At 70.2% G+C, this 13,219-nt stretch carries 12 protein-coding genes; 7 read left to right on the top strand and 5 right to left on the bottom strand.

Annotated features, from left to right (window positions below):
- Window positions 1-56: 56 nt before the first annotated feature.
- Both ACQUST_RS09960 and ACQUST_RS09955 read right to left on the bottom strand, forming a co-directional pair.
- Window positions 57-443, bottom strand: a complete 387-nt coding sequence (locus tag ACQUST_RS09960) for a hypothetical protein (RefSeq protein WP_435127813.1) — start codon at window positions 441-443, stop codon at window positions 57-59.
- Window positions 443-898, bottom strand: a complete 456-nt coding sequence (locus ACQUST_RS09955; protein WP_435127811.1) for a DUF2240 family protein — start codon at window positions 896-898, stop codon at window positions 443-445. Before ACQUST_RS09955 ends, ACQUST_RS09960 begins: the two co-directional genes overlap by 1 nt.
- A gap of 240 nt (window positions 899-1,138) precedes the next feature.
- Between ACQUST_RS09955 and ACQUST_RS09950 the strand changes: the two genes are divergently transcribed.
- Both ACQUST_RS09950 and ACQUST_RS09945 read left to right on the top strand, forming a co-directional pair.
- A complete protein-coding gene (locus ACQUST_RS09950; protein ID WP_435127809.1) occupies window positions 1,139-1,363 on the top strand; it encodes a DUF3311 domain-containing protein in 225 nt (74 codons plus the stop codon).
- Window positions 1,356-2,840, top strand: coding sequence for a sodium:solute symporter family protein (locus ACQUST_RS09945; RefSeq protein WP_435127807.1), 1,485 nt, complete (start codon window positions 1,356-1,358; stop codon window positions 2,838-2,840). Before ACQUST_RS09950 ends, ACQUST_RS09945 begins: the two co-directional genes overlap by 8 nt.
- A 60-nt stretch (window positions 2,841-2,900) precedes the next feature.
- Here the strand turns inward: ACQUST_RS09945 and ACQUST_RS09940 are convergent, their stop codons facing one another.
- Entirely contained in the window at window positions 2,901-3,218 is a 318-nt protein-coding gene (locus ACQUST_RS09940; protein ID WP_435127805.1) for a hypothetical protein, read from the bottom strand.
- 154 nt (window positions 3,219-3,372) lie between these two features.
- Between ACQUST_RS09940 and ACQUST_RS09935 the strand changes: the two genes are divergently transcribed.
- The 4 genes from ACQUST_RS09935 to ACQUST_RS09920 all read left to right on the top strand — a co-directional run bounded on the left by ACQUST_RS09935 (window position 3,373) and on the right by ACQUST_RS09920 (window position 7,281).
- Window positions 3,373-5,280, top strand: a complete 1,908-nt coding sequence (locus ACQUST_RS09935; protein WP_435127803.1) for an ATP-binding protein — start codon at window positions 3,373-3,375, stop codon at window positions 5,278-5,280.
- Window positions 5,281-5,331: 51 nt separating this feature from the next.
- Window positions 5,332-5,748, top strand: coding sequence for a universal stress protein (locus ACQUST_RS09930; RefSeq protein WP_435127801.1), 417 nt, complete (start codon window positions 5,332-5,334; stop codon window positions 5,746-5,748).
- 199 nt (window positions 5,749-5,947) lie between these two features.
- A complete protein-coding gene (locus ACQUST_RS09925; protein WP_435127799.1) occupies window positions 5,948-6,646 on the top strand; it encodes a nitroreductase family protein in 699 nt (232 codons plus the stop codon).
- A gap of 98 nt (window positions 6,647-6,744) precedes the next feature.
- Window positions 6,745-7,281, top strand: a complete 537-nt coding sequence (locus ACQUST_RS09920; protein ID WP_435127797.1) for a CARDB domain-containing protein — start codon at window positions 6,745-6,747, stop codon at window positions 7,279-7,281.
- Window positions 7,282-7,306: 25 nt separating this feature from the next.
- Here the strand turns inward: ACQUST_RS09920 and ACQUST_RS09915 are convergent, their stop codons facing one another.
- Window positions 7,307-8,626, bottom strand: coding sequence for a KaiC domain-containing protein (locus tag ACQUST_RS09915; RefSeq protein WP_435127795.1), 1,320 nt, complete (start codon window positions 8,624-8,626; stop codon window positions 7,307-7,309).
- Window positions 8,627-8,820: 194 nt separating this feature from the next.
- Between ACQUST_RS09915 and ACQUST_RS09910 the strand changes: the two genes are divergently transcribed.
- Window positions 8,821-9,648, top strand: coding sequence for an NAD(+)/NADH kinase (locus tag ACQUST_RS09910; protein ID WP_435127793.1), 828 nt, complete (start codon window positions 8,821-8,823; stop codon window positions 9,646-9,648).
- A gap of 143 nt (window positions 9,649-9,791) precedes the next feature.
- Here the strand turns inward: ACQUST_RS09910 and carB are convergent, their stop codons facing one another.
- A complete protein-coding gene (carB, locus tag ACQUST_RS09905; RefSeq protein ID WP_435127791.1) occupies window positions 9,792-13,022 on the bottom strand; it encodes a carbamoyl-phosphate synthase large subunit in 3,231 nt (1,076 codons plus the stop codon).
- Window positions 13,023-13,219 lie beyond the last annotated feature (197 nt).

Here is a 13,219-nt window from a genome sequence, read left to right as displayed (position 1 = left end):
GTCGACTCACCGCGGCCGCGCCGCAAAAACCGTGCGGTCCGCGGGGCGACGGGCGGTCACTCGCGGACGACGGCGTCGAACACGTCGACGACGCGCTTCGCCTCGGCGCCGTCTTCGACGAACACGATGGTCCGCGGCGGCTCGGTGGCTTTCGGCCGGACGCGGAGCCCGGCGTCCTCGCCGGCGTTCGCCGCGACGTCGGGCGCCGCGACGAACTCGACGCGGACGCGGTCCGGGTGGACGAACACCTCGGCGAGGAGGCGTTCGTCGCCGTCGACCTCGCCGTCGCGGACGCTGTAGGCCCGGGCGCCGTCGGTCGTTGGTTCGACGTCCGGGTTCGCGTCGGTGACGGTGACGCCGGCGAGCCGACCGATTTCGCCGGAGAGCTCCGAGGCGAGCAGTTGCGCGATGCGGACGCCGTCGGTGGTGCGGTCGTCGACCATCACTCGCCCTCCGCGAGCAGCGACTCGCGCGCTTCGGCGGCGATGCCGTCGACGTCGACGCCGCGTTCGCGGGCGACCAGCACCGCGGCGGCTTCGAGGGTGACGCCGGCCTCGCGCTGCCGCTCGTTGGCGGCCGCGACCGCCTCGCGCTTCTCCACGCCGGACGCGACGAGCGCGTCGACGGCCTTCTCGAACGTGGACTGCTCGTGGAGCACGTCCTCGCTCGGCCGGAAGTCCTCCGGGACGTGCACCTCCGCCGGGTCGAAGTCGGCGACGAGGTCGCCGTCGCGCTGCTCGATGAGGCCGCGGCCGGCGGCGACGTCGATGAGCCGCTTCGCCTGGTCCGGCGAGAACCAGTCGCGGTCGAGCGACAGCGCCACGACGAACTCGCCTTCACCCATCCGGTCTGTGCCGGCCCCGCGGAACGGGACCGCCACGGCGGCCTCCAGACTCATGGCTGGACTGTCGGCGCGCCGCGACAAAAACGCGGCTATCGTCCGGCCGTCTCCGGCGCTGCCGAGTCCGGGCGGGCGACGCCGTCGAGTCGAAACTGCCGGCTGGGCGAAGATTGCCCGGCCGAGGGACTGTTCGCCGTGAGCCACCCACGACCACCTATGAAGAGAATATATCTTCAGCGGTGGCGATTCTCGGCGATTGGACAATCTTTACGTAATATTGGTATCAATAGTTCGGTCATGCCCCGAAACCGAACCGACTTCCTGTGGGTTATCGCCATGGCGGTGCTGGTGGCGTTCGCGATTCCGTGGTTCATGTGGCGCGACTCGACGACCGTCGCCGGACTCCCGGTGTGGCTGTGGTGGCACGTCGGCTGGCTCGCGCTCGCCTCAGTCGTCTTCTACGGCTTCACGAGGGGCGCGTGGGACCGCGGCATCGACGCGGAGGTGATCCGGCGTGGCTGACGCGGCGCTGTCGCTCGGCATCATCGCCGGCTACCTCGTCGTCGCGCTCGCCATCGGGCTCGTCGCCTACCGGCTCACCGACCGGACCGCCGAGGACTACTACCTCGCGAACCGCTCGGTCGGCACCGGCGTCCTGCTGTTCACGACGTTCGCGACGCTGCTGTCGGCGTTCACGTTCTTCGGCGGCCCGAACCTCGCGTACAAGTCCGGCCCCGAGTGGATTCTCGTGATGGGGACGATGGACGGCCTGCTGTTCGCGGTGCTGTGGTACGTCATCGGCTACAAGCAGTGGCTCGTCGGCCGGGAGTACGGCTACGTGACGCTCGGCGAGATGCTCGGCGACCGGTTCGGCTCCACGCTGCTGCGCGGCACCGTCGCCGGCGTCAGCCTGCTGTGGCTGTTCCCGTACGTGATGCTCCAGCAGGTCGGCGCCGGGCAGGCCATCGTCGGCCTCACCGACGGCGCGGTCCCGTACTGGGGCGGCGCCGCGTTCATCACGGTGTTCATGGTCGCGTACGTCGTCCTCTCCGGGATGCGCGGCGTCGCGTGGACCGACACGCTGCAGGGCGTGTTCATGCTCGGCGTCGTCTGGCTCGCCGTCGCGTGGGTGCTGTCGGCCGCCGGCGGCTACGGCGCCGTCTCCGACGCGCTCGCCGCCAACAACCCCGAGTTCCTCGCGCTCGGCGGCGGCCTCTACTCGCCGCAGTGGATGATCGCGCAGGCGGTCGCCATCGCGTTCGGCGTCGCCATGTTCCCGCAGGTGAACCAGCGGTTCTTCGTCGCGAACGACGAGGCGACGCTGAAGCGGTCGTTCGCGCTGTGGCCGGTGCTGGTGCTGCTGCTGTTCGTCCCGGCGTTCCTGCTCGGGTCGTGGGCCGCCGGCCTCGGCGTCGACGTCGCGTCCGGCAGCAACGTCCTGCCGGCGCTGCTCACGCAGTACACGCCGACGTGGTTCGCGGCGCTCGTCATCGCCGGCGCGATGGCCGCGATGATGTCGTCGTCCGACTCGATGCTGCTGTCCGGGTCGTCGTACTTCACCCGCGACCTCTACCGGCCGTTCGTCGCACCGGACGCCTCGGACAGCCGCGAAGGCTGGGTGGCGCGGGTCGGCGTCGCCGCGTTCGCGACGCTGACGCTGCTCGCCTCGCTGGTCGCCGGGCAGGGAACCGGACTCGGCTTCCTCGTGACGCTCGGCGGCACCGCCTTCGGCGGCTACGCCCAGCTCGCGCTCCCCGTGCTCGTGTCGCTGTACTGGGCCGGAACGACCCGCGCCGGCGTCCTCGCCGGCATCCTCCTCAGCCAGGCGGTCTACCTGGTCCACGTGTTCCTGCCGAGCGTCGTCGCCGGCACCTACCTGACGTGGGACATCCGGCTGTGGTGCATGCTGCTCGGCCTGTTCGCCACCGTCGGCGTCTCCGCAGTGACGACCGCGTCGCTCGGCGAAGACGCCACCAAGTTCGGTCTTGGCGCCGACTGACAGGGCGCCGGCCGTCCTGATTTCCGTCCCGGGCGTCGAGGAGTCGTCGTCAGTCCGCCGTCAGTCCGTCGCCGGCCGCACGCCGAGTCGCGGCGTCACGACGACGACGGCGGCGACGAACGCCACGGCCTGCAGCCAGCCGGGGACCAGGTGGAGCAGCCCGAGCGCCTGCACGGCGCCGACGAGAATCACGAAGCCGCCGGCGACGAGCGTGACGTTCCCGGCGTAGGCCGCGACGGCGGGCGACGACGCGCCGTCCGCGAATCCGACGCCGGCGACGAGCGACGTCCAGCCGCGGTACTTGATGAGGTAGCCGACGAGCAGTATCGCCGCGCCGGCCAGCAGCGTCATCCACGGCTCCGGCGGGGCTCGGGCCATACCGAGACCGTCGCCGCCCCCGCCCCCTAATTCGCTCGGTCGCGCATCGTCGCGGTGGGGTGAGCGCCGAGTCGGCGCCCGGTCGGCGTCGACGAAACCGACAGGGCGCCGGCGGAGGAAGACGTTTTTACGGGCTGCTGCCGTGGACGCGGACATGACCGACTTCGGCGACTCCGATCTCGGCGACTTCGAGGAGTTCGGCGGCTCCGGCTCCGGCGACTCCGGCGGCGCTGAGAACTCCGGTGACTCCGGGAACGCAGGCGGGTCCGGGAGCACGGGGGACGCTTCCGGCGGCGGCGACGACAGTGCCGTCGGCGGTGGCGGCGACCCGGACAGCGGCTTCGCGCAGTTCGCGATGGCGGCCGCCGACGCCGGCACTGCGGAGGCGCTCGGGACGATTTCGGTGGCGCAGGGGCTCCGCGTCTCCGAGGACGGCGACGAGACGAGCCTGCAGGCGTTCGTCACCGCCGGCAACCGCGAGGAGGTCCGCATCGGAACGTACCTGCTGGTGCCGTATCCGGACGGCGAGACGCTGTTCGCGCGCATCACGGCGCTGGAGTACGCCCAGGAGTTCCAGACGGACGACGCGACCGAGTTGACGGCGCGGCGGCGGATGCAGGGCGGCCGCGACGGCTTCACCGAGGCGGACTACAAGTTCGTCGCCGAACTCGACCCGGTGGCGGTGCTGTTCTCCGACGGCGACGGAGACGAGGCAGAACTGAAGCGGCGGATGGTCGACCGGGTGCCGAAGCCGGGCGCGCTCGTCCAGCAGGCCACCGACGCCGAGCAGATCAAGACCGGCCTCGCGATTCCGGAGGACGGCGTCTTCCTCGGGCACCTGTCGGTCGGCGGGGAGACGGTGCGGACCGCCGCGGAGCCGGCGACGGTGGACTACCGGCTGAAAGACGACTACGCCGACGGTGACCCGCTGGTGTTCCGGCACACGCTCGTCGCCGGCGGCACCGGCTCCGGGAAGACGCACGCCGCGAAGAACGTGCTGCGGCAGTACCTCGACCGGACGTACGAGATGGACGACGGCCGCGACGCCAACGCCGGCGTCGTCATGTTCGACCCGCAGGACGAGTACGCGCAGATGCACGACGACAACGACGCGGTCGACGCGGACTGGCAGCGCCGCCTCGAACGCGAAGGCATCTCCCACGGCGGCCACGACGACACCGTGGCGCTGGTACCGAAGGAGGCCGGCGTCAGCTACCCCGGGACGGGTCACCGGGCCGAGCAGGTGGAGTTCACCGTGCCGTTCAGCATCGTCGACGACTACGACATGCCGTGGCTCGTCGCCGGCGCGTCGCTGAACGAGAACCAGTACCCGGCGCTCACCAGGCTGCTCAACCGGTTCTTCCGGAACTACGACGGCGGCACCTACCAGCAGTTCCTGTCGTTCCTCGACGACCCGGCGCTCAAAGAGGAACTGGACGAGTCCGGCCGGGTGCACGAGGCGACGTTCGACGCCGTGAAGCGCCGCGTCCGCAGCATCCCGTCGGGCATCTTCGACCAGGACGCGAAGCCGATTACGGACCTCGACACGACGCTGGTCCGGCCCGGCGGCCTCACCGTGATTCCGACGTACCACCTGTCGTCGTCGCGGGCGAAGGAGATGTTCGTGCTCGCCGTCTCCGCGATGCTCGTCGACGACAAGCTGTCGAACGACCCGAACAGCGCGCGCGTCGACGAGACGCCGCTGGTGCTCGGGATGGACGAGGCGCACAACTTCCTGGCGGCGGCCGACAACGTCCAGGCGCGGAAGGTAATTCAGACGTTCACGGAGGCGGCCAAGCAGGGCCGGAAGGAGCGGCTCGGGCTGTTCTTGATCACGCAGGACCCGCAGGACGTCGCGGACGCCGTGTTCAAGCAGGTGAACACGCGGCTCGTGTTGAACCTCGGCGACGAGGACGCCATCAGCTCCGTCAACATCCCGCCGTCGCTCGCCGAGAAAGTGCCGTACATGGAGAAGGGGCAGATGGTGGTGTACTCGCCGGACAACTCCGAGCCGGTCGAAGTCACCGGCCTCCCGGTGTGCGTCACCCGGCACGGCGACTGAGCCGGCGGTCCGTGACAGGGGTTTTTGCCGGGCGGCACTGTACGGCGTCGCATGGACCGAATCCTCGTCGCCGTCGACGGCTCCGACCAGTCAGCGACGGCGCTGCGGTTCGCGGCCGAGGAGTGGCCCGAGGCGACGCTCGTGCTCGTGAACGTCATCAACCCCGCCGAGGCGGGCTACTCGACGACCACCGGCGTCCCCAGCGGCGCCGAGGAGTGGTTCGAGGGCGCGAAGGCCCGCGCGGAAGGGCTGCTCGAAGACGCCGCCGACCTGGTCGACCGCGACGTGGAGACGGACACGACGGTCGGCCGGCCCGCGCAGGCGGTCGTCGAGTACGCCGAAGAGCACGACATCGACCACGTCGTCGTCGGGAGCCACGGCCGGAAGGGGATTTCTCGCATCGTGCTCGGCAGCGTCGCGGAGGAAATCGTCCGGTCGGCGCCCGTCCCGGTCACGGTCGCGCGCTGATTCGCCCCGCAGCGGCCCGCTCCCCGCCGACCACCGGCGTCGTGACACACCGACTCGGGACGCCGAAGTAACCGGGTTACGTCGGCGTCATCTCCCGGAACGCCCAAGTATTCGTGCCGGGGCCCCGGTTAAACAACCGGGTGGGCGAACCGTCCGCCGGGTTCTGTCCCCTCAAACCGCTGGAGCGGGTAGTCCGTCCATGGACTTCGAAGAAGTCGTCACGTCCCGACGCTCAGTTCACCAGTACAGCGACGAAGCGGTCGACCGCGAGACGCTCGAAGACATCATCGGGCAGGCGCGGTACGCGCCGTCGAGTTTCAATCTGCAGCCGTGGGAGTTCCTCGTCGTGCAGTCCGACGAGAACCGCGAGCGGCTCCGCGAGGCGGCGAACGACCAGGAACACGTCACCGACGCGTCGGCGGCCGTCGTCGTGTTCGGGAACCTCGACCCGTCCGCGCACGCCGACGCCGTCTTCGGTGACTGGCTGGCGAAAGACTACATCCCGGACGAGGAGACGAAAGAGTACCTCGTCGACACGGCCGACGGCATGGCCGACCTGCCCGAGGCGGAGCGCCGCGTCTGGACCACCCGGTCGTCGGCGCTCGCCGCGATGTCGCTGATGAACGCCGCGTGGAACCAGGGGGTGGCGTCCTGCCCGGTCGGCGGCTTCGACGCGGACGCGCTCGTCGACGAGTTCGACGTCCCCGACGGCTACGAGCCGGTGCTGGTCGTCACGCTCGGCTACCCGGCCGAGGACGCCGACGACCTCGAGAACCCCCGGAAGTACCGTCGCCCGGTCGACGAAATCGCGCACTTCGGCGAGTTCGACCCGGTCGAGGAGACGACGCTCGCCGACGCCGGCGGCTCGGCCGACGCGGCCGCGACGAGCGACGACTGAGCCGGCCGCCCACCGGTTCGCCGCGTCTCCGACGCCCCTGTTTTCATCGGCGATAGCCGGACCCGAGGGTTTACGGGCGGCGGACGCCGCGCCGGCGTATGGGAGTTCGGAGCGGTGCAGCGGGAGTGTTCGTGGTGTTGCTCGTCGCGGCGGTGGCGGTCGGCCCGGCGGTCGGCGCGGCCGGGACTGACTGTGCGGCCGACGGCGCGAAGAAACTGTGTTTCGCCGACGTGTCGCTGTCGACCGACCGGCTCGTCAGCGGAGAGTCGGCGACGCTGAACGTCACCGTGGAGAACCGCGGCGACGTCGCGGCGAACGCGACGGTCGTGCTGAAGACCGCGTCGCCGAACAACGAAACTGAGACGTTCAATCTCCGGGAGGAGCGGCTCGAACCCGGCGAATCCCTCACAGTGACCCAGCGGCTCGACGCCTCCACGCCCGGGACGCACGGGCTACAGGCGGTGCTGTACGGCGACGGCTACGCGCACGCGTACGACACCTCGGCGGTGCTGACGATGGTCGTCGAAGAGCGCGGCGGCCGGCTCGGCGGACCGGTCGACACGCCGGAGCTGGCGCTCGCAGCGCTCGTCGGCGCGCTCGCGGTGCTCGGCGCGGTCGTCCTGCGACAGCAGTAACGGAGACGGAATCGCCGCGGCCGCCTCAGAAGATGTTGGCCTGCCGGTAGACGGAGATGCCGTCGTTCGTGATTTCGTACGGCTTCGTCTCGCGGCTGTGGTTCGCGTCCCGAATCTTCTGGATTTCGACGGCGAGCCGCGTCTCCCGGAAGTCCGACGGCCGGACGTACTGGAGGATGAAGACGGCGTCCGTGAGGTACTCGACGATGCCGTGGCGGGAGGCGTAGGCGTTGTCCTCGCTGGCCTCGGAGGTGAGCATCGTCGTGACGCCCGCCTGCTTCAGCGACCGCGCGAAGTCGAACACCTCCGAGCGGCGCTTCGACGGTTTGTCGTACATCATCTCCAGCAGCGACACGGAGTCCAGCACGAGCCTGTCGGCGCCGAACTCGTCGACGAGCCGCGAGATGTCGTCCCGGAGCGAGTCGAGCGAGTTCGCCATCTCGATGGGGTCCATCGCGACGACGACGAGGTCGCCGTCGTCGTGGTACTTCCGGTACGGCCACCCCTTCTCCTCGGCGGTCGAGATGATGGCGTCGCGGGACTCCTCCAGCGTGATGTAGACGCCCTTCCCGTCGTTTTTCAGCGCCTGGTTCAGGAACTGGAGGCCGAACGTCGTCTTCCCGGTGCCGGCGCTCCCGATGACGGTCATCAGCGAGCGCCGCGGGACGCCGCCGAGAATCATCTCGTCGAGCCCTTCGATGCCGACGTCGATGCGGTCGATTTCGGACTCGAACTCCTCCTCGTCGAAGTCGGTGCCGCCACCGCCGCCGAATCCGCCGAACTCGTCTCCACCGCCCCCGAAGTCACCGAATCCGCCGCCTCCGCCTCCACCACCGCCGCCGAAGTCACCGAACCCGCCTGATTCTCCCGACCCACCGCCGAAGTCGCCGAAGCCACCGCTGCCTCCGCCGCCGCCGAATTCGTCTCCGCCGCTGCCGCCACCGAACTCGTCGCCGCCGCTGCCGCCACCGAACTCGTCGCCGCCGCCGGGCGACGGCGCCTCGTCCATCGCGTCCGCGAACGACCCGCCGAACGGGTCGGACTCCGTGGCTTCGCCGCCGAACTCCTCCGCGTCACCCGGGGGCTGCTCCGACCGCTCCGCTTCGCCCGACTCCGATGGCTCGCCGAAACCGCCGCCGGACTCGCCGGTTGGTCCGCCGCCGGACTCGCCAGTCGGCTCAGGCTGTTCCGCTTCCGACTCCGCTTCCGCTTCGGGTTCTGTTCCCTCAGTTTCGGCTTCCGTCTCTTCGGCCTCGGCTTCCGTCTCCTCGGTTTCAGCCTCGCTCTCCGCGGATTCCTCCTCGCGGAGCGCGCGCTCGAACCAGTCCTCGTCGTCGTCACTCACGGCTGACCCTCCCGCCGCGTGGCCGTCCGGTGACGGGCCGGGCGGTCATTCATGTGAGGCGGTGGGGCCCCGGCAGCCATGAATGTTCCCCCGGCGTCCGGTCGGCGCCCCGCGACGGCCGACGCTCGCGGTCCGCGTCGCTTCGGCCGGCCGCTGTCGGCGGGCTTTTCCGGGGGGCGGGCGAACCGCGGAGCATGAACGTCGGCATCGTCGCACAGCGAGGGAACGACCGGGCGGCGTACCTCGCCGCGGACATCCGCGACCGGCTGGAGTCGGTCGACGTCGCCGTCTCCGTCGACGAGGAGACCGCTTCGGCGCTCGGAGACGACGGCGACGGGACGCCGGTGTCGACCTTCGACGACTGCGACCTCGTCGTCTCCATCGGCGGCGACGGCACCTTCCTGTTCACGGCGCGCAACGCCGGCGGCACCCCGATTCTCGGCGTGAACCTCGGCGAAGTTGGGTTCTTGAACGCCGTCTCGCCGGACGACGCCGTCGAGGCGGTGCTCGACGAAGTGGAGGCGTATCGCGCCGACGCGCTCTCCGTCCGGGAGGCGCCGCGGCTCGCCGCCCGCTGTGGCGACTGGGAGAGCAACCCGGCCGCCAACGAAATCGTGGTGCAGGGCGCCCGCCGCGGCCACGGCGGCGGCGTCGGCTTCGAGGTCCGCGTCGACGGCTCGCTGTACTCCGGCGGCCGGGCCGACGGCGTCCTCGTCGCGACGCCGACCGGCTCCACCGCCTACAACCTCAGCGAACGCGGCCCGCTCGTCCACCCGGCGGTCGACGGCGTCGTCGTCAACGAGATGTGCGCCAGCGGCGGGATGCCGCCGCTCGTCGTCGACGCCGACGACGCGGTGTCGGTCACGCTCACCGACGCCGAACGGGCGGTCGTCATCAGCGACGGACGCGAACCGCACACCGTCGACGTCCCCACCGAGGTCGTCGTCGAAACCACGAGCCCGCCAGTCCGCATCGCCGGCCCGTCAGGCAACTTCTTCGACGCGCTTCAGAAACTGGAGTAATCCGCCGTAGCAGTGTGTTCTTTACCGGTTACGACGCCCCAAGAGCGGAGCCGCGGTGTCGACGGTGAAACCTCTCGCTGTCTCCTCGGGTCGCTTGGAGCGTCGGCGATACCGGCCGGTCAGCCGGTCGGCCGGTCAGCCCGTCAGCGACCCCAGTCGGCGTCGGTGCGCGGCCGGCGGGAGACGGCGAGCACGTCGAGGTCGTCTTCGCGGTGGTCGAGCGCTTCGAGCGCGGCGGAGGCGGCGGCCTCCGTCGACAGGTACGGCACCTCCTCGGTGACGGCCGCGCGGAGCGCGTCCACCTCGTCGGAGAGCAGCAGGTCGACGTCGCCGGCGCGGAGCGCGGCGGTCACGTCGTCCGGCTCGGCGACGTCGTAGTACTCCGCGAAGCCGTCGAGCAAGTCGGCGGCGGCGTCGGTGCCGGGCGCCGGGAGGCTGTCGCCGACGGAGACGTACGCGACGGTGCCGTCGTCCGGGAGCCCCTGGCCGGCGGCGTCGAGCGCCTTCTCGTACGCCTTCCCGAACGTGGTCGCCGTCCCCATGACCTCGCCGGTGGACTTCATCTCCGGGCCGAGCCGCGGGTCGGAGTTCGGCAGGCGGTCGAACGGCAGGACGACCTCCTTCACGCTGATGTGCTCCGGAATCGACTCGGAGACGTCGAGGTCGTCGAGCGACGCGCCCGCCATCACCTTCGCGGCGAGCTTCGCGATGGGGACGTTCGTCGCCTTCGAGACGAACGGGACGGTCCGGGACGAGCGCGGGTTCGCCTCCAGCACGTACACCTCGGCGCCGTCGTCCTCCTCGCGGACGGCGAGCTGGACGTTCAGCAGCCCGACCGTGTCGAGCGCGGTCGCGATGTCCTCGACGACCTCGCGGACGCGGCCGAGCGTGTCGGCGCCGAGCGACTGCGGCGGGATGATGCAGCCGGAGTCGCCGGAGTGGACGCCGGCGGCTTCGATGTGCTCCATGACGCCGCCGATGAGCGTCTCCTCGCCGTCGGAGACCGCGTCGACGTCGAGTTCGACGGCGTCGGCGAGGAACTCGTCGACCAGAATCGGCTTGTCGGGCGACACCCGGACGGCCTCCTCGATGTACTCGCGGAGCTCGTCGTCGTCGTGGACGACTTCCATCGCGCGGCCGCCGAGGACGTAGCTCGGCCGGACCAGCACCGGGTAGCCGATGTCGCGGGCGAGCGCCAGCGCCTCGTCCTCGCTGGTCGCCGAGCCGCCTTCGGGCTGGGCGATGCCGAGGTCGTCCATGAGGCGGTTGAAGCGGTCGCGGTCCTCCGCGAGGTCCATCGCCTCGACGCTCGTCCCCATGATTTCGCAGTCGAGGCCGCGGCGGTCGAGTTCGGCTTCGAGCGGCTCGCCGACGCTGACCGACGTCTGCCCGCCGAACTGCACCATGACGCCGTCGGCGTTCGTGCGCTCGACGACGTCGGCGACCTCCTCGGCGGTGATCGGCTCGAAGAACAGGCCATCGGAGGTGTCGTAGTCGGTCGAGACGGTTTCGGGGTTGTTGTTGACGACGTGCGCGTCGATGCCCTGTTCGCGGAGCGCGCGGACCGCGTGGACCGAGCAGTAGTCGAACTCGACGCCCTGCCCGATGCGGATCGGGCCGCCGCCGACGACGACGACGGACTCGGCGTCCTCGTCGACGCGGACCTCGTCGGCGACCGCGCCGCCGACGCGCGGTTCGCCTTCGACGAGGCCGCCGTCGCTCTCGACGAGTTCGCCGGTGTTGCGCGCGGAGTAGTAGTACGGCGTCGTCGCCTCGAACTCGCCGGCGCAGGTGTCGACCTGCTTGAACGACCGGTCGGGCGTCGCCGCGTCGACGGCGTCGACGTCGACGTCGCCTTCGGCGGCGAGCTGCTGGTCGGTGAGTCCCGCGGCGGCGCCGTCGCCGAACTCGCCGTGCTGGGCGGCGTCGTACGCGTCGGCGACGTTCTCGAACCGCTCGACGTACCACTCCTCGATGTCGGTGAGGTCGATGACATCCTCGACGGTGTAGCCGCGGCTGAACGCCTCGAACATCGCGTACGGCCGGTCCGGGTTCGCGCGGACCAGGTACTCGGATTCGAGCTCTTCGTCGGAGACGTCGTCCCAGTCGACCGCCGGGTCGTACTCCGAAGAGCGCAGCGCCTTCGTCAGCGACTCCTCGAAGGTGCGGCCGATGGCCATCGCCTCACCGGTCGACTTCATCGCCGTGGACAGCTCGAAGTCGGTCTCCGGGAACTTGTCGATGGGCCACCGCGGCACTTTCGTGACGACGTAGTCGATGGCGGGCTCGAACGCCGCCGTGGTCTGGCCCGTGATCTCGTTTTCGATCTCGTGGAGGCGCTTGCCGAGCGCGACCTTCGCGGTGACGCGGGCGATGGGGTAGCCGGTCGCCTTCGAGGCGAGCGCGGAGGAGCGGGAGACGCGCGGGTTCACCTCGACGACGCGGTACTCGCCGCCGGGTGTGCCGTCGTCGTGCCACGCGAACTGGATGTTGCAGCCGCCCTGAATCCCGAGGTCGCGGATGACTTCGAGCGCGGCGTCGCGCATCTCCTGGTGGCCGTCGTCCGGGATGACCTGGCTGGGCGTCACGACGGTGGATTCGCCGGTGTGGATTCCCATCGGGTCGATGTTCTCCATGTTGCAGATGATGATACAGGAGTCGTCGGCGTCCCGCATCACCTCGTACTCCAGTTCGACCCAGCCCTCGATGGACTCGGTGATGAGCACCTCGTCGTTCCGGGAGAGCCGCAGCCCCTTCCGGACGCGCTCGATGAGTTCCGGCATCTCGTCGACGACGCCGGAGCCGGAGCCGCCGAGCGTGTACGTGGTGCGGGCGATGACCGGGAGGCCGCCGACGGCGTCGACGGCGGCTTCGACGCGGTCGCGCAGCGTCTCCTCGTCCAGCCCCGCCATCGACTCGCCGTCGTCGAGCGTGATGGTCGTCGACGCCGGGACGGGCTGGCCGAGGTTCTCCATGCGCTGGCGGAACAGGTCGCGGTCCTCCGTGGCGTAGATGGTGTCGAGCGGCGTCCCCATGATTTCGACGTCGTGCTCTTCGAGGACGCCCTCCTCTGCGAGTTCGGCGGTGACGTTCAGCCCGGTCTGGCCGCCGAGGCCGGCGATGACGCCGTCGGGCTGCTCCGTCCGGATGACCTCCGCGATGGCCTCGGTCGTGATGGGCTCGATGTACACCTCGTCGGCCATCTCCGGGTCGGTCATGATGGTCGCCGGGTTCGAGTTCACCAGCACGACTCGCGCTCCCTCCTCCTGGAGTGCCCGGCACGCCTGCGCGCCGGAGTAGTCGAACTCAGCTGCTTGCCCGATCTGGATCGGCCCGCTGCCGATGAGCAGAATCGTCCTGGATTCCTCGGTCATTACCACATCGAAGTCCGCGTCTCGTAATAAGCCCGGCGACTCACGAAGAGATTCGCAGCAAAATTACGAAATTCGTAATGTTACTGTGTGCCACACCGAACGGGTGAGGAGTGACTCGCGCTCGCGCGTGCGGAAGCAACAGACGGGCCAGCAGCGACACCGACTCACGGAGCAGGTCGTCCGGGCTGCCGCGGATA

Origin of the sequence: Halobaculum sp. D14, from assembly GCF_051195135.1 — an archaeon.
In the GTDB taxonomy this organism is placed as follows: Archaea; Halobacteriota; Halobacteria; order Halobacteriales; family Haloferacaceae; genus JBNTKA01.
The sequence above is the reverse complement of the archived record's forward strand: the minus strand, read 5'-3'. Positions and strand labels throughout refer to the sequence as shown.

Coding starts and splice junctions, on each gene's coding strand:
- ACQUST_RS09960 (WP_435127813.1), bottom strand. CDS start 443: ATGGTCGACGACCGCACCACCGACGGCGTCCGCATCGCGCAACTGCTC.
- ACQUST_RS09955 (WP_435127811.1), bottom strand. CDS start 898: ATGAGTCTGGAGGCCGCCGTGGCGGTCCCGTTCCGCGGGGCCGGCACA.
- ACQUST_RS09950 (WP_435127809.1), top strand. CDS start 1,139: ATGCCCCGAAACCGAACCGACTTCCTGTGGGTTATCGCCATGGCGGTG.
- ACQUST_RS09940 (WP_435127805.1), bottom strand. CDS start 3,218: ATGGCCCGAGCCCCGCCGGAGCCGTGGATGACGCTGCTGGCCGGCGCG.
- ACQUST_RS09935 (WP_435127803.1), top strand. CDS start 3,373: ATGACCGACTTCGGCGACTCCGATCTCGGCGACTTCGAGGAGTTCGGC.
- ACQUST_RS09930 (WP_435127801.1), top strand. CDS start 5,332: ATGGACCGAATCCTCGTCGCCGTCGACGGCTCCGACCAGTCAGCGACG.
- ACQUST_RS09925 (WP_435127799.1), top strand. CDS start 5,948: ATGGACTTCGAAGAAGTCGTCACGTCCCGACGCTCAGTTCACCAGTAC.
- ACQUST_RS09920 (WP_435127797.1), top strand. CDS start 6,745: ATGGGAGTTCGGAGCGGTGCAGCGGGAGTGTTCGTGGTGTTGCTCGTC.
- ACQUST_RS09910 (WP_435127793.1), top strand. CDS start 8,821: ATGAACGTCGGCATCGTCGCACAGCGAGGGAACGACCGGGCGGCGTAC.
- carB (WP_435127791.1), bottom strand. CDS start 13,022: ATGACCGAGGAATCCAGGACGATTCTGCTCATCGGCAGCGGGCCGATC.